Genomic DNA, 18,676 nt, shown 5'->3' with positions numbered 1-18,676 from the left:
CGCCACGTACTACTCCCCGTGCTGTGTCCGCCGTGCCCGGTCCGGTTCATTCTCCCACCCGGTAAGGACGAACACACGGCCCGGTCAGTTCACCGTACGAACGGTGACGTCCCCGTTGTCGCTGCGCAGCCTCACGACGTGCCCACTGCCGTCACGACGGGGCACGTCGATCCGGACGTCCCCGTTGTCACTGGCACCGGAGGCGGCGTACTCGGCCTCGGGCACCGTCACGGTCACGTCCCCGTTGTCGGTGACGACGTCGACCTTGCGGGGAACGGCCCCGAGGGCGATCCGCACGTCCCCGTTGCCGGACCGCACGGAGACCTCGGCCGAGGTGACGGACCCCTCGACGTCCAGATCACCGTTCCCCCCACCGAGATCGAGCGCCCCGCCGGCCTTCCGCACCCGCACGTCCCCGTTGTCGGACCGCACCTTCAGGGGCGTGGCGAACCCCTCGGCGGTCACGCCCCCGTTGTCGTCCTCGACGCTGACGGCCACACCCCGGGGCACCTGGATCCGGTGCACGGACGAACAGGAGGCGGCGACCGCGTCGCACTCCACCCGCAGGGTGAGCCGCCCGTCCACCAGCTTCCAGCTCGCCTCGGGCCCGGTCCCCAGGAACACCCACCCGTCGACCTGCCGCTCCACCCGCACGCCGTCGACGTCGGCGGCCGTGATCACCAGCTCGGAGTCGTCCGAATCGACGGTGAGCGCGTCCCCGTCGAACGCGAACGTCTTCCGCTCCACCGGCGCCCCCTCGACATCGGCACCGCTCCCGCACCCCGCGAGCAGGAGCACGGCGACACAGGAAGCGAGCAGCACACGGAACGGGCGACCTACGGCCATGACGATCATTCCCCCAGAAGCGACCCCGACGATCCCCCGACCGTAGAACCCCACCACCCCCCGTCACGATCCGGCGACCCACCGTCCAGGGGGTGGGGCTACCCCCCCCGCCCCCATCCGTTTGCGACACCCACCCACCGGCCATGTAGGCTGTTGCCTCTTCCACGGGTGCGTAGCTCAGGGGTAGAGCGCTGCTCTTACAAAGCAGATGTCGGCGGTTCGAAACCGTCCGCGCCCACCAGCACGAAGGCCCCGACCGATCACGGTCGGGGCCTTCTGCGTGCCACCGGAATGCCACATGACATCCAGATCTGACCTCAAGGGCGGCGAGCAGATACGGGCGGGATCCCCGGACGGCCGATCTGCGTGGCTCTCGCCCCTCCTACCGCCGTGTTCCGGCCCACATGGGGCCAGACGCCCGTAGCCACCTCGTCTGACTGCGTCCGAGGGTCTTGACCATGACACGACACGGCGCGGGGGAAACAGCGGTAGCAAGCCAGTGATTTGGACTTCACGGCGACGAAGGCCGCCCACGGGGCACGCCTCACAAGCGAACGACCTCCTGAGGGCTCGGTGCGGTAAGAGTTTCTCTACTTCATCAAGGCACCCGCCGCGCACGGCGCGGCGCGCGCGGCCCGTCGCCCGGGCCTGCGCTCCTGTCTGCGTCCCGCTCCAGCCCGGCCGCCGACCCGCGCCTGACGGCTCGGGTTGATGGGTGACGAACCCACGACGTGGCCAAGGCGGTACGCAAGTGCGGCTCAAGACGATGCCTCCGGCGGGGGCGCTCAGGCTCCGGGATGGCGGGGGCTCCGTGGGCGGGTGCCGGCCGGTGGGGTGTGGCGGTGGGGACTCCCATCCCGTCTGCCGTCGACCCAGGCAGAGCCGAGCAGACACGGCACCGGGCGTCCAGGTCGTTCGTACAGTGGCGCGCTCCACCTGGACGCCCGGCACCGCGCCTGCTCCACGGTGTGTGGGTCGGCGGCAGACGGGATGGGAGTCGGGAGCGAGCTGATCGGGCGGATGCTCTCCATAGGCATCGCCCCGGATATGCGGTAGCCACCTGACAGCTGGTTTTGTAACTTGCCCCCATGACCGACAACCGAAGGGGCAATGCCGCGTAGGCGCCCCTCAGCCCTCCGGGGCGAGCTCCCTATCCGCCTCCTGCGGCAGCGACGGTACCCGCTCATAGATCGCCTTTCGGGGTGTTGCATAGCCGACCTGCGCCGCTTGGAGCGGACCCGCTTCTGGCCCGAGGCCACAGAGGAAGCGTTCTGGCACTGGCATGCCTACGCCCATGGACCCGTCAGGCAACTTGTAGATCCACTCTTGGGTCCTGGTTGCGGCATTCCTGAGTGTGAGTGCTACGGCGCCGGCTTCCGTGAGCACCTCGAAGCCGTGCTTCACGCGCTGCCCAGGAAGAGCGCACGTGAGTTGCGCGCCCTTGTGCGGGCCCTCGATGAGAAGATTCTGGCAAGGGTCAAGGTCATCCCGGCTGACAGCCTGGACGCGCTCTGGTGGCGAGGCCAGCTCTAGGATCAAGGGCGCCGTCTCGGTTTCCGTCTCATTCAGCCCCGTTCAGGGCCGTTCAGACGGGACGTGCAGCGCTCCCAACACCGGTGACCAGCCGCCCATGAACGCAGGTGAACGGCCCTGTGCGCAGCCCACCACCCCACCACCACAGTTGGAAAGAGTGCTGTTCGCGGGCCAGACGTGGCTACAAGTGGCGGGCGTCCGGGCTGAGGACGGCTGGATCTTCCGATCGCAGCCGGAACTTTGCATGGACGCCGAGGCTGTTGCGTGCGGCGATGTAGAACTCATCACGCTTCTCCTGAAACTCCCGGAACGCCCTCATCCAGTCGTCTGACGTGCCTGGGCGCATGTCTCGAACGAACTGTTCCAGTACCCAGGCGTGCCGCTGTAGCGATCTGGCTGCCGAGATGGATTCCGCGTCTCCCATAAGGAGCACGGCTTCGAACGCGTAGCCTCGCTCAAGCTCAGCTTCGGCCAGCAGCTCCAGGCCGGCCTCCCCGGCGAGTGGCAGAGGCAGGTCGAAGAGTCCCTTGCCTGCAGCCAGACGACCTGCCAGCGAGGTGAACCTCTTGACCGCGTCGGCAAACCGGAGATAGCACTCCAGGCGACGTTCGTCCCACCGTGTGGAAAGTTGGCGCCGCCACCGAGATCTCTCCATCAGGGCTCCACCGACGTACGACGCAACCGCGCCGACGAGCACACCGATCAAGGTGAACAATTGTCCTGACATGCCCCCGCCTATCATGTATCTGTCAGGAGGGAACATACGGGCCGGAGGCTCTGACGCGTAAGGGCCTCAGGCTGGTATGAGCGATGAACGGCCTCTCGGCGGAGCCGGGATCAACGGCCGGATGCCCCTACATCTCCGGAACCCTCGGGCAGTTGCTGTACCGCAGCGAAGTACGGCAACCCCAGCAACCGGCAGCGCCCAGTACAGGCCCTCAGGGACTTCCGGGCGGCCTGTATGACCTCAAGTGACCGATCTTGCTAGAGCTACGGATCAGAAGGTCTCTGACATCCACGGCTGACATCAACGACGCCGGATGGGGGCGCACGCGAGCGTCCGTGTCCGGCAGTCGTGCCGGCGAGCGAGACGCTGCCGTCGTCTCCCGGGCGAGCTTGCAGATCGGGTGTCGACGGTTTGGATCCTCTCCGGCCCTTCCCCGTCGCCCATCCGGAAGGCGCGGGGATCGGGACCGAACGGTGATGCGCACGGCGGTCCTGTCGGACCCCGGCGGGCGCATAATGGGCGCAATGACAAAGCCAGCCGCGCCGAAGCGTCATCTGCCGAGCAGCCCCTTCAAAGCCCCGACCGCGCCGCCCCCGAAGCGCTTCGCGGTGGGTGACCAGGTCACGCACGACGTGTACGGACTCGGCCGAGTGATCGGCGTCGAGGACGGAACCGCGACGCTCGTCGATTTCGGCTCGGCGCGAGAGCGGATCTTGAGCCCGTACGCCAAGATGATCAAGCTGTAGGGCCGTTGTCCCAGACCGCGCGGCGACAGCGCCCCGATTCGGGCCTACGAAGCAGCTGTCGCTGACCGTGCGGCACAGGTTCGTTGCTCGCGGCTTATTCGTGGCCTGGCAAAGCGGGTAGCAACACACCCATCCCCTTGCCCAGCTAAGAGGCCCTAACGCAATGAGGTGTTGTCACCAGCAGGTGACGCACTGGGTGAGATCTTCCGATAGGAAGAGGGTGAAGCGTCTCCGTGTTCCGGTGACGGTCGCCATGTAGACCCGAGCGGTTCCTGCGGCTTGGAGTCCGGCGACGGCTTCGGCCAGTCCGGGCCGAGGTGTGACGCCCGTGTCGAGCATGACTTCGTGCCGCCACGACCAGATGTCCCAGAGCTGTCGCGCAGAGGCCGTTTGGTTCAGGAAGACCTCGAAGTCCGCGCCTGCCTTCAGCTCGGCCAGGGTTGCGCGGGCAGAGGCACTGTCGTCCTGGGACAGTGCGGATTACAGGGCGTCTCGGTCCATGCGACCAGTTTGCCGGGTCGGTCTGTCGAGGTGGGGCGAGTGCCGGTCAGGTCAAGGACAGTACCTGGCGGTGGGTGATCAGGCAGCAGGCGAGCTTGAGGAAGGCTTCGTGGATGTCGGCCGTCGTTCCCAGCGGGCGCGGAGCCGTTTGAAGCCGTGGAGCCAGGCGAAGGTGCGCTCGACCACCCACCGGTAAACGCCCAGGCCGCTGCCGTGGGGTGTGCCGCGTCGGGCGATGACGGGCAGGATCCGGCGGGCCCGGACCTGGTCGCGGTAGACGTCGTGGTCGTAGCCGCGGTCGGCGAAGACCGACTGGGGCTTTCGGCGGGGCCGTCCCGGCCGGCCGCGGACAGGTGGGACGGCGTCGAGCAGGGGCAGGAGCTGGGTGACGCCGTTGCGGTTGCCGCCGGTGAGGATGACCGCGAGCGGGGTGCCGTGGCCGTCGGTGATCAGGTGGTGCTTGGAGCCGGCCCGTCCCCGATCGACTGGTGACGGGCCTGTCTGGAGCCCCCTTTTAGCGCTCTGACGTGGCTGGAGTCGACGACCGCTCTCGGCCAGTCGAGGCGGGCGGCGGCGTTCAGCTCGGCCAATGGCACCTCGTGTAGCCGTTGCCAGACGCCGGCCTTGTTCCAGTCCCGCAGCCGTCGCCAGCACGTCATACCGGACCCGAAGCCGAGCTCCTGAGGCAGGTGTTCCCGCTGAATGCCGGTGTGCAGTACGAACAGGATCCCGCACAGCGCCTGTCGGTCCGGGACCGGCTTGCGGCCCGGGTACCTGCACCGTCTCTCCCGCTTCGGCAGGGGCGGCTCGATCCGCTCCCACAGATCACCCGGCACGATCCACGGCGAAGCCCCCATGGCACGGACGACGCCGAAACCGCTGGCCGGACACGGCCACCAGGACCGATCCACCTCATTGTGTTAGGCGCTCTAAGCGACGGTTAGATCGGTCAGGGCATGCTGGGCGGCCGAGTACCGCTCTCGATACTCGGCATCATCGATATGAGCCTTCTTCTCTTTATGGATCAAGTCAGTGCTTCGGATCGCGGCAGCCGTGAACTGCATATAGGCATTCCATCTGACCGCACGGGCTTCGGTCTCCCGGCGGTCCGTGCGGCCACCTCGTGTTGAGTCACGGTCTGTTGGCGCACGCCCCTCAACGCGAGCCAGGAAGCTGGCCCGGAGGCGGCGAGGGCGGCCGCGGGTAACGGGGAATGTCGTCCCATCCGAGGAAAGGCCGGGTATGTCTGTCAAGAGTGGGTAAGTCGATTCACTCGATCCAAGCTTTGACTGGCGAACAGCGTGATTTGGATCAAGGTGGCCACTATGGTCGGGTGTCATGGATGCGGGGATAGCTGCCATAGGTGGCGCTCTGGTTGTGGCGGTAGCAACCCTCGGGACTGCGACCCTTGCGACGTGGGCCCAGCGCGCAAACGCGCAGGCGACGGTGAGGTCTGAGCATCAGAAAGAACTTCGGCAACCTAGGCGTGAAGCGTATGGCAAGTTGATTCCTGCTGGAATGCGATTGGCGGAATGCGCGGCAGGGGACTTGATCTGGGTTGAAGATAGGGCCCGCTCTCAAGCTCTGGAGCTTAAAGGGCCAATTGAGGAAAGCTGGCTTGACATCAGCTTGCTTGGCCCTCCCCATGCGGCCTCCAGTGCCATTGACGTTCATCGTTATGCGCACGTCGTGTTCGACCATCTTTGGCAGTTGGAATCTTATGTGCGATCCACTGGGAGGGACGATGAGGATCTCGTAGATCGCCTGGCAGCCGACTTGGATGAATCATCCCAAAAACTGAGGGATGCGGTGTTGGCGTTCTCGCGCGCCGCACAGATCGCACTGGAAGCGACCGGTCTCGAGCAGCGTTGACCTTGGTGCCCTTCAACTGCGGTCAGCTCTTCAGCCGTGAGCCCTTCAGCCATGTACATCGACTCCTGGGCTCGGCGGGTGCTGGGGGGAGGGCGGGTGAACTTGCAGGGGCAGACGACGGCGCCGGGGCCCGTGCCAGATCGGGCAGTCAGTCACGGTCAATTGAGGTCCGGGGCGGTGCAGGCAAGCGTGGGGCGCGCAGGGTCGCCGTAGGCTCGTTGACCAGCCAAGACCGCTGGGTGATCGGCGCCAGGCTTGCGAAGCAGATGTCGGTGGCTCGGAATCCTCCGCGTCCACCAGTTCGATCTCGCTGTAGGTCGGTGAAGGCTCGGGGCGGAGCCCTGCTAGGTCTGGGTCTTCGGTCTTTGGCTCCGTTTTGGCTGTGTCTTCGCCACGTTTCTGAGCGCTCTCCTCGTCGAGGTGCGTCCCCTGGAGATTTCCTTCGGGGGCAGAGGGAGCCGGAGTGGCGGCTCCCTTCAGGCATTGACAGGGGGTCGCCCTGTGTGCCGGGAGCGTGACTCGGGGGCGCCCGCTTCGTGTCGCTCGCGTGTTCGATGTCGCCGCGTGAGGCCTTCTCTCTGATCGCGGCCTCAGCCATCAGGCGCAGCGCCCCTTACGGCAGAGCGCGCCGAATGTTTCCGGACAGCAATAGTGGCGTACGGCATCTATTCGGCCATGTGCTGCTCGCGGGGCCTCGTCGGCGACGTGGCGGACCCCACGTTGCGGAGACGGGGTTCTGTCAGATCCTGGCCTTAGCCTGGACTCATGCCCGATTCGCACAGAGAGACCCCCAGTCCCGAAGCCCTGAACGACGCCATCCGCACCCTGTGGGCCCGCGCCGGCGAAGAGCGCCGCTCGTTGACGGCTGACGAGCAGCGGATCTATCAGGTCCTCGTGGCCGCGTGGGCCGAGGCGACGGGTGCCGAGCAGGAGCTCGCTGCCTGAGGCCTGTCGCCCGCCGTGATGGAGGGGTGCCCCGCCCGTCGGTCGCCGTCCCCGTCCGTGGGGTGACGGGCGGCACTCTTCCCTGGAGCGCGACCCGGCCCCGCAGTGTGCCGGGCCACGCGGTGGTGGGAGCGGTCGAGGGCGCACGGCGAGGCCGGGCGTCCGGAGAAGTGGGTGCGGTCCCCGTTCCCGGTCGCCGTTCTGCGGGACCTGCGGCGGTTGCGCCGGCGAGGTGACGGCTGTCGGCGCGCGCAGTGCCGGAAGAGGTCCGAGTACGGGCACCGGTCGATGACGCCGAGCGGCTGTCGGGTGAGGTGCTGGGGTCGTTCGTTCGGTATCCGCAGCGGTTCGCGGGCCATGGCGTGGACGTCTTCCTGGGGTGGGGAGGCGGGCGTCCCGAGCGCCTCCTCCCTGTGGCGTTCGGCACGGTCCGTCCCTGGTCGGGGGCGTCTCGGGCCGGGTGTGAACGTGCACGGTGGGGACCTCGGCGGTTCGGAGCCGTCCGCGCCCGCCGGGGGAAAGGTCCCAGCCATGATCGGCCGGGGGCCTTCGGTGCGGTGGGTGCGGGTGTGGTCGGATGAGGGGATGAGCACCTTGTACTTGTTTGCCGGCGCCGCCGAGCCCGTTTTCGACATCGCCCGCGTCATCGAGGACGCGCAGGCCGACGGCTGGGACGTCTGCCTCGGGCTCACCCCCACGGCGGCTCGCTGGCTCGCCGGGTCGCTCGACGGGCTCGCCGTGCTCACCGGGCATCCCGTGCGGTGGGACTACGGGCTTCCCGGCGAGCCGGACGTGTGGCCGGAGGCCTCGGCGGTCCTCGTCGCGCCCGCCACCTTCAACAGCCTGAACCAGTGGGCCCTGGGGATCGTGGACAAGTTCGTCGTCGGTGTGGCCGCGGAGGGGATCGGCAAGGGGGTTCCGATGGTGACCGTGCCGTGTGTGAGTGGGGCCCACGCCGGGCATCCGCAGTTCGAGCGGTCCGTGGAGACCCTGCGGGGTGCCGGGGTCTCGGTGCTGTACGGGGAGGACGGGTCCCTGCCGGATCCGTCGGCGGGCTTCCCGTGGCGCCTCGCCCTCGATGCCGTCCGCGGGCGGGTGGCCGTCGGCTGAGGGGGAGGTCGGCTCGAAGTTGACGTAGACGAGCCCCGGCCGGTGTACTCCGGGCATGTCTGACGTGGGGGACGCGCCCGAACCGGGGGCGCAGGGCGGCGAGATGACGCCGCAGCGGTACATCGAGACCAGGATCGCGCAGTACCAGGAGTGGTACGACGCCAAGGCGACCCGGATGAAGACGATGCACCTGCGGATGCGGACCGTGTCCGTCGTCGGCGGTGCCCTGGTGCCGGTCTTCGTCAATCTCGACCTGGGGTTCGCGCGGGCCACCGCCACGGTGCTGAGCGTGGTCGTCGTCGCCGCCATCTCGCTGGAGAGCGTGTACCGGTATCGGGAGCAGTGGAAGAACTACCGGTCCACCGAGCAGTTGCTCGGGCACGAACGCGTCTTCTTCGAGACCAGGGTCGGGCCGTACCGCGAGCTGGGCCGGCGCGAGGCGTTCTCCGTCCTCGTCGCCCGCGTCGAGAAGGCCATCGCCAACGAGAACTCCGCCACCCTGAACGTCATGACCCTCGGCGGGCAGGTCGACCCCGATGTGCGGCAGCAGGGGGTTCCGGCCGCCCGGCAGGAGGTGGTGGAGGCCGCGTAGCCGCCCCCGTGGGCCCCGGCGCCCGGGGCCCACGGGGTGTCAGCCGATCCGCGCGGTCAGCACCACTTGTAGTCGACCCGCGTCGAGTTGTACGAGCACGTGTCGACCGTCGTGCCGTTCGACCTGCGCAGCTTCGCCGTGTCCCGGTCGTTGTTCCAGACGTACGCGCCACGGTTCTGGTACACGTTCGCCGAGGTGTTCGTGCCGCGGCCCGTGCGGACCGTCACGATCTTGCCCTTGCCGAGCGTGTAGGTGCCGAACGTGTACTTGTGGTTGGCCGCGTCCGTCAGCGTCCAGCCCCGCAGGTTGACCGCCGCGCCGGTCGTGTTGCGTATCTGGACGTACTCGGCGTTGAGGCTGCTGTTGGAGCGGTTGTCCGTGCCCGGGCTGTCGTAGTAGATCTTGTACAGGTGGACCGAGCCGGCGGCCTGGGCCTGCGAAGGCAGGAGGAGGATGCCGGAGGCGGCGGCCGCGGTCACGGCCGCGAGCGTGCGTACACGAAGCATGAATGTCCCTCGGTTCTCTGCCGGACGCCCGACGGTGGGGCCCGGCGAGCACACAGGATATGCATGATCTTCACTTCTTCCGCACGACTTCCGGTCGGTCTCGGCCATTCGTCCTGGACCCGTCGTACGGGCGGCGGACCGCTGCGGATCACCGCCCTCGGGACCGCCGCCCCCGCCCCCCCGGCCGGGCAGCGCCCGCTCCGGCCACCCCGTCGAGGGCGGCGGTGTCCGTCCCGGCCGGACGCCGGGACCGGCACCCTCGCCGAGCCCCGGCGGCACGTGCCGTTCGGCGAGGTCGACGCCGTGCGGATCTCCCGTCCGCACGCCGACCGCGGCGCCGGTCTGCGGGTCCGGCGCCGGTTCTACGCGTCGAAGTCGTACTCCAGGACGTACGACGACGAGTCCAGCGTCATCTCGTTGAGCTCCACCGCCATCCCGGGCCCCGTGAAGGCCGTGCGGCCGATGAGCACCACCGGCGTCCCGAACTCCAGGGAGAGCCGGTCCGACTCGTCCGCCGTCGGCATCCGGCAGCGGATCTCCTCCCGGAACCGCACCGGCCGGTGCCCCAGCTCCGTCAGTCGCGCGTAGGTGCCGCCGGGTCCGGTGTCCGGCTCGGTGATCGGCGTACCGCGGACGAGCTCGGCGGAGAGGTACGAGACGGAGAGCAGCACCGGTTTCGCGTCGAGGACGAAACGGCGGCTCCGGACGCAGACCGGCGCCCCCGGCGCCAGGTTCAGTGCCCCCGCGACCCGCTCGCCGGCCTCCGTCTCGCCCACCTCGATCTGGTCGACGACCAGCTCCCGGTCCTCGACGTCCGCCGACCAGACCGAGTGCCCGTTGCCCCACCGGTCGCCGGCGAGGCGCGGGATGCCCCGGCGGCGCAGCGGACGGAAGGCCCGGACGAAGACCCCGGCGCCCTTGCGCGCCTCGGCGAGCCCTTCCGCGCGCAGCACGGACAGGGCCTGGCGAGCGGTCATGCGGGCCACGTCGTAGGTCGTCATGAGGTCGTTCTCGCCGGGCAGCCGATCGCCCGGCGCGAAGGCGCCCGACTGGATCGCGGTTCTCAACTCGTCTGCGATCCGCTGGTACTTGGGCCGACGAGCGCTGTCCTGGTCGGTCACGGGTGGACCACTCCCTTCGTCTGCGGGACACCCTACGGCGCGCTCCTCGGCCCCGGTCCACGCCTGTGCGTCGTCCCGTCCGGCCGATCCATCCATCGGGGGACATCTCTAGAGATACGTTGACAGGGCCCGGTCGCCGCGCTTCCCTGAGTGTCCCCGAGCTTCAGGAACCGGGACGGAGGGGATGCGTGCAGCCACTGCCCGAGGTCGGTGACCTCGTCCGCGACACCGCCACGGGGCGGGTCGGTTTCTACGTGGAGAGCGTCTCCGGACGCTTTCTGATCCGCGCCGTCCGCGGCGGCGTCGAGTGGGAGGCCGAGCCCGTCGACGTCCAGCTCGCCACGCCCCTCCACGAACTGCGTGCCCGCACCGCCGAGATCAACGCACGGAGCAGACGCGGTCTGGGCGGGTGAGGGGGGGAGGGGCGGTCGTCGCCGGGGCTGTGGCGTGCTCGGGTGGTTGTCGGTGGGGCGCGTCACACTGGAGACATGTGCCGCAGCATCAAGACGCTCCGCCCGCCCGTCCTGCCCGAGGAGGCGACCGAGGACGATGTCCGCGCCGCCGCCCTGCAGTACGTCCGCAAGGTCTCCGGCTTCCGCGCCCCCGCCGCCCACAACCGCGAGGTCTTCGAGCGCGCCGTGGACGAGATCGCCGAGGCGACCGCGAGACTCCTCGACGGCCTGGAGGTGCGCGGCGCGCATCCCGCCGCCGTCAGGACGCGGTAGCCCCGGCCGTACGGCGCCGGGGGGCGGAACCCCGGCCCGTCGCCGTCAGGACGCGGGCGCGGGAGTGGCGGCCGGGCGCCGTATGAGGTACGCGGCGAGGCCGCCCGCCAGGAAGAGCGCGAGGGTCGACACCCCGGCGCTGAACCAGGTCGCGCCCAGCCACTGACCGCCCAGCCAGCCGAGCCCCACGCTGTACGAGGCCCAGGTCAGGCCCGCCAGCGCCGACCACGGCAGGAACTCCTCGATCCGCCGCTTCGCCGCGCCCGCCCCCAGCGAGACCACGGAGCGGCCGGCCGGGGCGAAGCGCGCGAGCACCACGAGCAGTCCGCCGCCCCGCGCGAGTGCGGTGCCGAGACGTTCCTGCGCCAGTGAGAGGCGGCGCGAGCGTCCGATCGCCCGGTCCAGCCGGGCCCCGCCGCTCAGCGCCAGCCGGTACGCGAGGAAGTCGCCGAGCACCGAGGCGCCGGCGGCGCAGAGGAGCAGGGGGAGGAGCGACGGCACGCCGGTGGAGGCCCCGGTGGCCGTCGCCGCCGCCGTGGCGGCGGTGATCACGAGGAAACCGCTCGGCAGCACGGGCAGGAAGACGTCGAGCAGGATCGACGTCGCCACGACCGGGTAGATCCATGGGCCGGCGGTGAGCGACCGCAGTGAGCCCAGGCTGTCGAGCAGATTCACAAGCCCAGAGCCTACGCGGGGGCGGGCGTCCGGCCGCCGGTGGGTGCGGGGCCGACACCGGCGGCACCCCGCGGGTGAGGTTCCCGTGGGGAGCTGTGGGTGCGGGTGGGCGTCGAGGGGGAAAGGGGCCGGAAACCGTGCTGCGGTTTCCGGCCCCTCCCGGTAGGCGTTCCCGGCGGGCGTGCTCGTGCGTCGGGCCGTGAGGCGGATGGGCTCCGGTGCTGCGTCGGGCCGTGAGGCGGGTGGGCCCCGGTATTGCGTCAGGCCGTGACCGGCGTGCCCCGGTCCTCCCGTGCCTTCACGGTCGTCGCCTCCCCGGAGCCGAAGAGCCGGTCCAGGGCCAGCGCGCCCGGGCCCGTGAACACGAGCAGGGCGAAGGCCCAGCAGAACATGGCCGCGCTCTCGCCGCCGTTCTGGATGGGGAGGAGCGACTCGGGCTGGTGGACCTCGAAGTACGCGTACGCCATCGAGCCCGAGGCCAGGAAGGCGGCGCTCCGGGTGCCGAGGCCGGCCAGGACCAGGACGCCTGCGCCGAGCTGGATGGCGGCCGCGTACCAGCCCGGCCAGGTGCCGGCCGGTACCGCGCTGCCGCCGAGGACGCCGAAGAGCGAAGAGGCGCCGTGGCAGGCGAAGAGCAGGCCGACGACGATGCGGAAGAGGCCGAGGGCGTAGGGCTGGGCCTGGTTCAGGCGGGCGGTGAGGCCCGCGGAGGTGTCAGGGGCACCGGGGGCGCCGGGGGCGCCGGGCGTCGGGTCCGCCTCGGTGGTGCTCGGGGCGTTCGGGTCGGTCATGGGGATGGGACTCCTTCGGCCTGGCCCCGTCCGTGGGGGGACGGGGCGCGGGGGGACGTAAACCGATGAGGCCGTAAGGTTAGGCACCCCTCACTAGTACTTGCAAGTTCAACATTCAGCCACCGGGGGGCGTGCGGCGGGGCCCGCTCCCCGGTGGCCGTCGCTGACGCGGGCTCGGCGGGAGGGCGGTCAGCAGCCGTTGAGGACGGACTGGAGGGCGCTCTTCTCGGCGGAGTCGACGCTGAGCTTCCAGTAGTACTTCACCTGCACCCACGCCCGGACGTACGTGCAGCGGTAGGCCGTCCGCGGAGGCAGCCACGTCGCCGGGTCCTGGTCGCTCTTGGCCTGGTTGACGTTGTCGGTGACGGCTATGAGCTGCGGCCGCGTGAGGTCGTTCGCGAAGGCCTGGCGCTGGGCCGTGGTCCAGGAGTTCGCGCCCGAGCGCCAGGCCTCGGCGAGCGGGACCATGTGGTCGATGTCCAGGTCGGAGGCGGCGGTCCAGGTGGCGCCGTCGTACTCCGAGTACCAGCTGCCGCTGATCGCGGCGCAGTTGGAGTCGGTCACGACGTTCACGCCGTCGCGCTTGAGGACGGTCTCGCGCGTGTTGCAGGTGCCGGACTGGGTGATCCAGTGCGGGAAGAGGTCGCGGCTGTATCCCGTGGTGGAACCCGCCGCCTTGACCGTGAGGGCGGCCAGGTAGGTGCGGGCGGTCGCGGCGCTGACCGGGGTCGGCATGGCGGCCTGCGCCGTCGGCGCGGTGGCGAGGAGGCCGGTGACGGTGAGGGCGGCGGAGGTGGCGAGAACGGCGAGTCGACGCGCGTAGATCATGCCGACGGGCATGTGAACTCCCTTGATGTGGGGGGACTTCGGCTGTCAGCCGTCCCCGCGGGGTGCCGGGCGGTCGGGCCCGGTCATCGTGGCGGCGCCAGGTTTCCGTGAGGGGTGCGCCAGGTAACAGGGTGGCGACATGGACACGTCACATCAAGGGGTGTGCGGCTCCTGATGGAGCGCCAGATTCCGCCCGCGTCCGGGAGTTCGGGGGAGCGAGGGGCGGGGCGCGGGCGCGTGGGGCCGTGGTCCGCCCCGGAAACGCCTCGCGCGCGGCCGGAGGATCCGGCCGCGCGCGAGGGGAGGGGGAGTGCCGCGCCTACGGCAGCGCGGTCAGCGTGATCGAGCCGTCCTCCGCGTGCTCCACCCGCAGCCGGGTGAGGTCGGCGACGTGCGCGTCCGGCGCGAAGGCCGCCGCGCGCGGGCCCACGCCCACGACCCGCATGCCGGCCGCGCGGCCCGCCCGGATGCCCGCCTCGGAGTCCTCGAGGACCACGCAGTCCGCCGGGGCGAAACCCAGCGCCGCCGCGCCCTTGAGGAAGCCCTCGGGGTCCGGCTTGCTGGCGCCGACGCTCTCGGCGGTGACCCGGACCTCCGGTACGGGGAGCGCCGCCGCGCCCATCCGGGCCCGGGCGAGGGCCTCGTCCGCCGAGGTCACCAGGGCGTGCGGGAGGTCCGCGATCGCGGCCAGGAAGGCGGGGGCGCCGGAGACGGGCACGACCCCGTCGAGGTCGGCGGTCTCCTCGGCCAGCATCACCCGGTTGTCGGCGTGGTTCTCCGCCATCGGGCGGTCCGGGAGGAGGACGGCCATCGTCGCGTACCCCTGGCGGCCGTGCACCACCTTGAGCACCTCGTCCGGGTCGAGCCCGTGCCGGTCCGCCCAGCGGCGCCAGCAGCGTTCGACGACGGCGTCCGAATCGACGAGGGTGCCGTCCATGTCGAGGAGGAGGGCGCGGGCGGTGAGCGTTGCCGGGGTGCTGGCAGGCATCGGGTCTCCAGAGGGGGTGGCGCGGAGAACGAAGCGGTTCCGCCCACCGGTCAGGGAGTGCGGGCGGAACCACTTTGTTCTTTCACGATACAAAACCGGGAGCCGTCTGGCCAACCGGTCCACGTGCTGGGATCCCGCGGACCGCCGTGCCCGCCCCACCCGCTCCTAGAGCCAGGTGCTCCGCTCCAGAGCCTCGCGGGTGTGGGGGCCGTACACGCCCTTCGGGTCGCCCTGGATGTACATCCAGGACTGGTAGTTCTTCACCGCGCGCCAGACCTCCTGGTCGTACTCCCCGTCCACCTCCCCGTGGTACGCCCCCGCCAGGGTCAGCCGGGCCTGGAGTTCGACCACTTCCTCGCCCGTCGAGCCGAGGCTCAGCGTGACCGCCGCCTCCTCGGTCGGCCGCGCGGACGGCGTGGCCGTCGTCGGTGCCGCGGTCGTCGTCGGTGCCGCGGAGGGGACGGCGGCCGGAGGGGCCGCCGGGCTCGTCGACGCCTTCGGGCTCGCGGTGGTGCGGCTCGGGGAGGGGGTGGAGGACGGGGGCGCGGACGTCCGCTCCGGGGTCGGGGAGGACGTGGTCGGCTCGGGGGTCTCCGGGGAAGGGGACGGCGCTTCCGACACGGCGACGTTCAGGGACGCGCTCGTGGTGACCTCCGGGACGGCCGCCCGGTCGTCGGTCTCGTCCGCGCCGCCGAGGACGGCCGCCGCCAGGGCCGCGGTGCCCGCCACGGCGGCGGCGGCCACCGCCGCGACCACCATGCCGCGCCTGCGGCCACGGCCCCGCGCCCGCTCCCGGTCGTGCGCGGGCGGCACGTCGCCGATGCCGCGCAGCAGCAGCGGCATCGTCTCGGAGGGGTCGCTCGTGGCGCCGGGACGGCCGCTCCCGGGGTGCGCCCCCGGGCGGGCGGGGCGCACCGCCGGCATCGGTGCCGTGAGGTCGCTCCCGGGCTGGATCGCCGTCAGTCGGGTGGTCGGCGGGTCCTCCGTCGAGTACGCCGGTTCCGTGGAGTGCGGCGGTTCCGTGGAGTACGCCGGTTCCGCCGGGTGTGCCGGTTCCCCCGGGTGCGCCGGTTCCGTCGGGTGGACCGGTCCCGCCGAATACGCCGGCAGGTGTGCGGTCGGCTGCCCGTCCGGCCCCTCGGGCGCGTCCAGGGTCACGTACGGCCTGATCCGGAGCGGATCGAAGTCCTCGGCCGCCGCCCTTTCCGCAGCCGTTCCCGCCGCCCGGGCGCAGGCGCAGCCAGATCTGTGTACACCGCATTCAGGACAGACGTGTCCGGTCATGATGGGTCCCCTCCCCGATACAACTGCGAGCGATTATGCAGCCCGTCCCCGTATGTCGGGCGAACGGCTGTGCCCCTCCGCAGGCCATAACGGGACATTCGGACCAGGATGGAGGAGCCGCCCGGGCGACGGAGACGGCGACGGAGACGGAGAGGGAGCCGGAGCCGGACACGGGTCCGGCCCGGCTCCGGACACGGACACGGAGACGGAGGCCCCATGGCCCAGGACACAAGCCCGGCCCAGCTCGGCGACGCCCCCGTGCCCGGGGAGGGGCAGAGCCGCCGCACCGTCCTCGTCGCGATCGGCGCGCTGCTGCTCGGGATGCTGCTCGCCGCCCTCGACCAGACCATCGTCTCCACCGCCCTGCCGACCATCGTCAGCGAGCTCGGCGGCATGGAGCACCTCTCCTGGGTGGTCACCGCCTACATGCTGGCGTCCACGGCGGGGACACCCCTCTGGGGCAAGCTCGGCGACCAGTACGGCCGCAAGAAGCTCTTCCAGGGCGCCATCGTCGTCTTCCTCGTCGGCTCCGCCCTCTGCGGCATCGCCCAGAACATGCCGCAGCTCATCGGCTTCCGCGCGCTCCAGGGCCTCGGCGGCGGCGGCCTCATGGTCCTGTCGATGGCGATCGTCGGCGACCTCGTCCCGCCCCGGGAGCGCGGCAGGTACCAGGGCCTCTTCGGCGCGGTCTTCGGCGCCACCAGCGTCCTCGGCCCGCTGCTCGGCGGGCTCTTCACCGAGCACCTCTCCTGGCGCTGGGTGTTCTACGTCAACCTGCCCATCGGCGTCGTCGCGCTCTTCGTGATCGCCGCCGTGCTGCACATCCCGGTGCGCTCCACCCCGCACACCATCGACTACCTCGGCACCTTCCTCATCGCCTCGGTCGCCACCTGCCTGGTCCTGGTGGCCTCCCTCGGCGGCACCACCTGGGCGTGGGGATCGGCGCAGATCATCGGCCTCGCCGTCCTCGGAGCCGTACTCCTCGTCTGGTTCCTGCACGTCGAGCGGCGGGCGGCCGAACCCGTGCTGCCGCTCAAGCTGTTCCGGATCCGGACCTTCAGCCTCGTCTCGGTCATCAGCTTCGTCGTCGGCTTCGCCATGTTCGGAGCGATGACCTATCTGCCGACCTTCCTCCAGGTGGTTCAGGGCGTCACCCCGACCATGTCCGGCGTCCACATGCTGCCCATGGTCCTCGGCATGCTGATCACCTCGACCGCCTCCGGGCAGATCGTCTCGCGCACCGGCCGCTGGAAGGTCTTCCCCCTCACCGGCACCGCCCTCACCTGCATCGGCCTGCTCCTCCTCCACCGGCTCACGGAGACCAGTTCGACCTGGTCGATGAGCGTCTGCTTCTTCGTCTTCGGTGCCGGACTCGGCCTCGTCATGCAGGTCCTCGTCCTGGTCGTGCAGAACGCCGTCTCGTACGAGGACCTCGGCGTCGCCACCTCCGGAGCCACCTTCTTCCGCTCCATCGGCGCCTCGTTCGGCGTCGCCGTCTTCGGCACGATCTTCACCAACCGGCTCACCGGCAAACTCGCCGACGTGTTCGCGAGCGTCCCCGCCCGGGACCTCCCGCCCGGCACCGGCCCCGGCCGGCTCGCCGCCGACCCGCGCGCCGTCGACCAGCTCCCGCCCGGGCTGCGGCCGGCCGTCCTGCACGCGTACGCCACCTCCATCACGGACGTCTTCCTGTACGCGGCGCCCGTCGTCCTCGTCGCCTTCGTCGTCGCCTGGTTCCTGAAGGAGGACAAGCTGCGCGCCTCCGTCACCGCGCCCGACACCAGCCAGACCCTGGCCTCCAATCCGGTCGAGCGGTCCTCGTACGAGGAGTGCGCCCGCGCCCTGTCCGTCCTCGGCTCCCGGGAGGGCCGCAGGGCGATCTACGTGAAGATCACCGAACGCGCCGGGCTCGACCTGCTGCCCGCCGCCAGCTGGCTGCTGCTGCGCGTCCGCCGCCACGGGACCGTCGAGCCCGCCCGGCTCGCCGAGGTCACCCCCGTGCCGCTGCGGGTGGTCACGGAGGCCTCCCGGCAGGTGGAGGAGCGGCGGCTCGTGGCCCGGGAGGGCGTCCAGCTGGTCCTCACCGAGGACGGCGTACGGGCGGCGACGGTACTGGCCAAGGCCCGGGAGGACTCGCTCGCCGAACTCCTCGGCGACTGGTGGGGGCCCGACCGGCCGACCGACCTCGTGCAGCTGGTGGAGGAGCTGACGGCCGAGCTGTGCGGCTCGGACGGGGAGCGGCCCCGCAGGCCCGGGCCGCCGTCCGGCGACCACCGGCCCTGAACCCCCGGAGCCCGGGGCGGCGTCGGCCCCCGGGCACGGGCAGGGCGGTCCCCGTGCGGATGCGGGCGGCCCCGAGCCCGGAGCGCGGGGCTCAGAGCTCCTTGCCGTACCAGATGTCCATGTACGGCCCGGTGCAGTACGCGGGGATCTCCGCGTAGCCGTGCCGCGTGTAGAGGGCCCGCGCCTCGACCAGGTCGAAGCGCGTGTTGAGGACCATCCGGCGCGCGCCGAGGCCGCGCGCCTCCTCCTCCAGCCTCCGCAGCAGGGCACCCGCGCCGCCCGTGCCGCGGAAGGCGTGCCGCAGGAAGACCCGGGTCAGCTCGGCGCGTGCGCCGTCCAGCATCAGGACCCCGCCGCAGCCGGCCGGCTTCCCCCCGTACCGCGCGACCAGGAACCGCCCGGTCGGCGGGGCGAGCAGCTCGACCCCGTCGTTCGTCAGGCCCTCGTCCACCTCGGCCTCGGTCGCGGGCCGCTTCCAGTAACGGCCGGCCACGTCGGCGTAGTAGTCGCGCCGGAGGGCGGTCGCGTCCGGGGTGTCGACGCGCTCGGGGGAGAAGGTCCAGGTCATGCGGGTCATTGTGCGACCCGCACGACCGGCCTCGC

At 70.9% G+C, this 18,676-nt stretch carries 18 protein-coding genes, 1 tRNA gene and 1 pseudogene; 9 read left to right on the top strand and 11 right to left on the bottom strand.

Annotated elements, in window-relative coordinates; genetic code table 11:
* Positions 1 to 84: 84 nt before the first annotated feature.
* Positions 85 to 846, bottom strand: a complete 762-nt coding sequence (locus IE180_RS10080) for a DUF4097 family beta strand repeat-containing protein (protein ID WP_229860414.1) — start codon at positions 844 to 846, stop codon at positions 85 to 87.
* A 166-nt stretch (positions 847 to 1,012) separates the two neighbouring features.
* Between IE180_RS10080 and IE180_RS10075 the strand changes: the two genes are divergently transcribed.
* Positions 1,013 to 1,087, top strand: a tRNA-Val gene (locus IE180_RS10075).
* Positions 1,088 to 2,560: 1,473 nt separating this feature from the next.
* Here the strand turns inward: IE180_RS10075 and IE180_RS10070 are convergent.
* Positions 2,561 to 3,085 carry a hypothetical protein gene (locus IE180_RS10070; protein ID WP_190156480.1) on the bottom strand — a complete coding sequence of 175 codons (525 nt, stop codon included), beginning with the start codon at positions 3,083 to 3,085 and terminating at the stop codon, positions 2,561 to 2,563.
* A 545-nt stretch (positions 3,086 to 3,630) separates the two neighbouring features.
* On the opposite strand from IE180_RS10070, the gene IE180_RS10065 reads away from it, so the two are divergent.
* The gene (locus IE180_RS10065; RefSeq protein WP_190156479.1) at positions 3,631 to 3,852 is read left to right on the top strand and encodes a hypothetical protein; all 222 of its coding nucleotides are present in this window, start codon (positions 3,631 to 3,633) and stop codon (positions 3,850 to 3,852) included.
* A 547-nt stretch (positions 3,853 to 4,399) separates the two neighbouring features.
* Here IE180_RS10065 and IE180_RS10060 read toward each other — a convergent pair.
* Positions 4,400 to 5,210, bottom strand: a pseudogene (locus IE180_RS10060) (IS5 family transposase).
* A 481-nt stretch (positions 5,211 to 5,691) separates the two neighbouring features.
* On the opposite strand from IE180_RS10060, the gene IE180_RS10055 reads away from it, so the two are divergent.
* The 4 genes from IE180_RS10055 (at position 5,692) to IE180_RS10040 (ending at position 8,872) form a co-directional block, all read left to right on the top strand.
* The gene (locus tag IE180_RS10055) at positions 5,692 to 6,225 is read left to right on the top strand and encodes a hypothetical protein (RefSeq protein ID WP_190156477.1); all 534 of its coding nucleotides are present in this window, start codon (positions 5,692 to 5,694) and stop codon (positions 6,223 to 6,225) included.
* Positions 6,226 to 6,990: 765 nt separating this feature from the next.
* Positions 6,991 to 7,170 carry a hypothetical protein gene (locus IE180_RS10050; RefSeq protein WP_190156476.1) on the top strand — a complete coding sequence of 60 codons (180 nt, stop codon included), beginning with the start codon at positions 6,991 to 6,993 and terminating at the stop codon, positions 7,168 to 7,170.
* Positions 7,171 to 7,755: 585 nt separating this feature from the next.
* The gene (locus IE180_RS10045) at positions 7,756 to 8,280 is read left to right on the top strand and encodes a flavoprotein (protein ID WP_190156475.1); all 525 of its coding nucleotides are present in this window, start codon (positions 7,756 to 7,758) and stop codon (positions 8,278 to 8,280) included.
* Positions 8,281 to 8,335: 55 nt separating this feature from the next.
* Positions 8,336 to 8,872, top strand: a complete 537-nt coding sequence (locus tag IE180_RS10040; protein ID WP_229860413.1) for a DUF4231 domain-containing protein — start codon at positions 8,336 to 8,338, stop codon at positions 8,870 to 8,872.
* A gap of 56 nt (positions 8,873 to 8,928) precedes the next feature.
* On the opposite strand, the gene IE180_RS10035 is transcribed toward IE180_RS10040, so the two are convergent.
* Together IE180_RS10035 and IE180_RS10030 are read right to left on the bottom strand one after the other, a co-directional pair.
* Positions 8,929 to 9,378: a lamin tail domain-containing protein gene (locus tag IE180_RS10035; protein WP_190156474.1), complete on the bottom strand. Its 450-nt coding sequence runs from the start codon at positions 9,376 to 9,378 to the stop codon at positions 8,929 to 8,931.
* Between the two features lie 362 nt (positions 9,379 to 9,740).
* Positions 9,741 to 10,499, bottom strand: a complete 759-nt coding sequence (locus IE180_RS10030) for a GntR family transcriptional regulator (protein ID WP_190156473.1) — start codon at positions 10,497 to 10,499, stop codon at positions 9,741 to 9,743.
* A gap of 188 nt (positions 10,500 to 10,687) precedes the next feature.
* Here IE180_RS10030 and IE180_RS10025 point away from each other — a divergent pair, with 188 nt between their 5' ends.
* Both IE180_RS10025 and IE180_RS10020 read left to right on the top strand, forming a co-directional pair.
* On the top strand, positions 10,688 to 10,912 hold the full coding sequence (locus tag IE180_RS10025) for a hypothetical protein (RefSeq protein ID WP_190156472.1): 225 nt from the start codon (positions 10,688 to 10,690) through the stop codon (positions 10,910 to 10,912).
* A gap of 75 nt (positions 10,913 to 10,987) precedes the next feature.
* Positions 10,988 to 11,224 carry a DUF2277 domain-containing protein gene (locus IE180_RS10020; protein ID WP_190156471.1) on the top strand — a complete coding sequence of 79 codons (237 nt, stop codon included), beginning with the start codon at positions 10,988 to 10,990 and terminating at the stop codon, positions 11,222 to 11,224.
* A 45-nt stretch (positions 11,225 to 11,269) separates the two neighbouring features.
* On the opposite strand, the gene IE180_RS10015 is transcribed toward IE180_RS10020, so the two are convergent.
* The 5 genes from IE180_RS10015 to IE180_RS09995 all read right to left on the bottom strand — a co-directional run bounded on the left by IE180_RS10015 (position 11,270) and on the right by IE180_RS09995 (position 15,664).
* Positions 11,270 to 11,899: a DedA family protein gene (locus tag IE180_RS10015; RefSeq protein ID WP_373302715.1), complete on the bottom strand. Its 630-nt coding sequence runs from the start codon at positions 11,897 to 11,899 to the stop codon at positions 11,270 to 11,272.
* Between the two features lie 260 nt (positions 11,900 to 12,159).
* Positions 12,160 to 12,690 (bottom strand): DoxX family protein, encoded by a 531-nt coding sequence (locus IE180_RS10010; protein ID WP_229860412.1) that lies wholly within the window; start codon positions 12,688 to 12,690, stop codon positions 12,160 to 12,162.
* Between the two features lie 189 nt (positions 12,691 to 12,879).
* A complete protein-coding gene (locus tag IE180_RS10005; RefSeq protein WP_190156470.1) occupies positions 12,880 to 13,530 on the bottom strand; it encodes an HNH endonuclease family protein in 651 nt (216 codons plus the stop codon).
* 307 nt (positions 13,531 to 13,837) lie between these two features.
* Positions 13,838 to 14,506: an HAD-IA family hydrolase gene (locus tag IE180_RS10000; RefSeq protein ID WP_190156469.1), complete on the bottom strand. Its 669-nt coding sequence runs from the start codon at positions 14,504 to 14,506 to the stop codon at positions 13,838 to 13,840.
* A gap of 165 nt (positions 14,507 to 14,671) precedes the next feature.
* Positions 14,672 to 15,664, bottom strand: a complete 993-nt coding sequence (locus IE180_RS09995; protein ID WP_229860411.1) for a peptidoglycan-binding domain-containing protein — start codon at positions 15,662 to 15,664, stop codon at positions 14,672 to 14,674.
* Positions 15,665 to 16,006: 342 nt separating this feature from the next.
* Between IE180_RS09995 and IE180_RS09990 the strand changes: the two genes are divergently transcribed.
* Complete coding sequence (locus IE180_RS09990) at positions 16,007 to 18,073, top strand: MDR family MFS transporter (protein ID WP_190156467.1); 2,067 nt, start codon at positions 16,007 to 16,009, stop codon at positions 18,071 to 18,073.
* Between the two features lie 91 nt (positions 18,074 to 18,164).
* On the opposite strand, the gene IE180_RS09985 is transcribed toward IE180_RS09990, so the two are convergent.
* Complete coding sequence (locus IE180_RS09985) at positions 18,165 to 18,650, bottom strand: GNAT family N-acetyltransferase (protein WP_373302714.1); 486 nt, start codon at positions 18,648 to 18,650, stop codon at positions 18,165 to 18,167.
* Between the last annotated feature and the right edge of the window lie 26 nt (positions 18,651 to 18,676).

The sequence above is a fragment of the Streptomyces litmocidini genome (assembly GCF_014649755.1).
Classification (GTDB): domain Bacteria; phylum Actinomycetota; class Actinomycetes; order Streptomycetales; family Streptomycetaceae; genus Streptomyces; species Streptomyces litmocidini.
This window is presented reverse-complemented; position numbering and strand designations above follow the sequence as displayed.

Coding starts and splice junctions, on each gene's coding strand:
- IE180_RS10035 (WP_190156474.1), bottom strand. CDS start 9,378: ATGCTTCGTGTACGCACGCTCGCGGCCGTGACCGCGGCCGCCGCCTCC.
- IE180_RS10005 (WP_190156470.1), bottom strand. CDS start 13,530: ATGCCCGTCGGCATGATCTACGCGCGTCGACTCGCCGTTCTCGCCACC.
- IE180_RS10020 (WP_190156471.1), top strand. CDS start 10,988: ATGTGCCGCAGCATCAAGACGCTCCGCCCGCCCGTCCTGCCCGAGGAG.
- IE180_RS10065 (WP_190156479.1), top strand. CDS start 3,631: ATGACAAAGCCAGCCGCGCCGAAGCGTCATCTGCCGAGCAGCCCCTTC.
- IE180_RS10050 (WP_190156476.1), top strand. CDS start 6,991: ATGCCCGATTCGCACAGAGAGACCCCCAGTCCCGAAGCCCTGAACGAC.
- IE180_RS10000 (WP_190156469.1), bottom strand. CDS start 14,506: ATGCCTGCCAGCACCCCGGCAACGCTCACCGCCCGCGCCCTCCTCCTC.
- IE180_RS10010 (WP_229860412.1), bottom strand. CDS start 12,690: ATGACCGACCCGAACGCCCCGAGCACCACCGAGGCGGACCCGACGCCC.
- IE180_RS10040 (WP_229860413.1), top strand. CDS start 8,336: ATGTCTGACGTGGGGGACGCGCCCGAACCGGGGGCGCAGGGCGGCGAG.
- IE180_RS09985 (WP_373302714.1), bottom strand. CDS start 18,650: ATGACCCGCATGACCTGGACCTTCTCCCCCGAGCGCGTCGACACCCCG.
- IE180_RS10045 (WP_190156475.1), top strand. CDS start 7,756: ATGAGCACCTTGTACTTGTTTGCCGGCGCCGCCGAGCCCGTTTTCGAC.
- IE180_RS10080 (WP_229860414.1), bottom strand. CDS start 846: ATGGCCGTAGGTCGCCCGTTCCGTGTGCTGCTCGCTTCCTGTGTCGCC.
- IE180_RS10055 (WP_190156477.1), top strand. CDS start 5,692: ATGGATGCGGGGATAGCTGCCATAGGTGGCGCTCTGGTTGTGGCGGTA.
- IE180_RS09990 (WP_190156467.1), top strand. CDS start 16,007: ATGGCCCAGGACACAAGCCCGGCCCAGCTCGGCGACGCCCCCGTGCCC.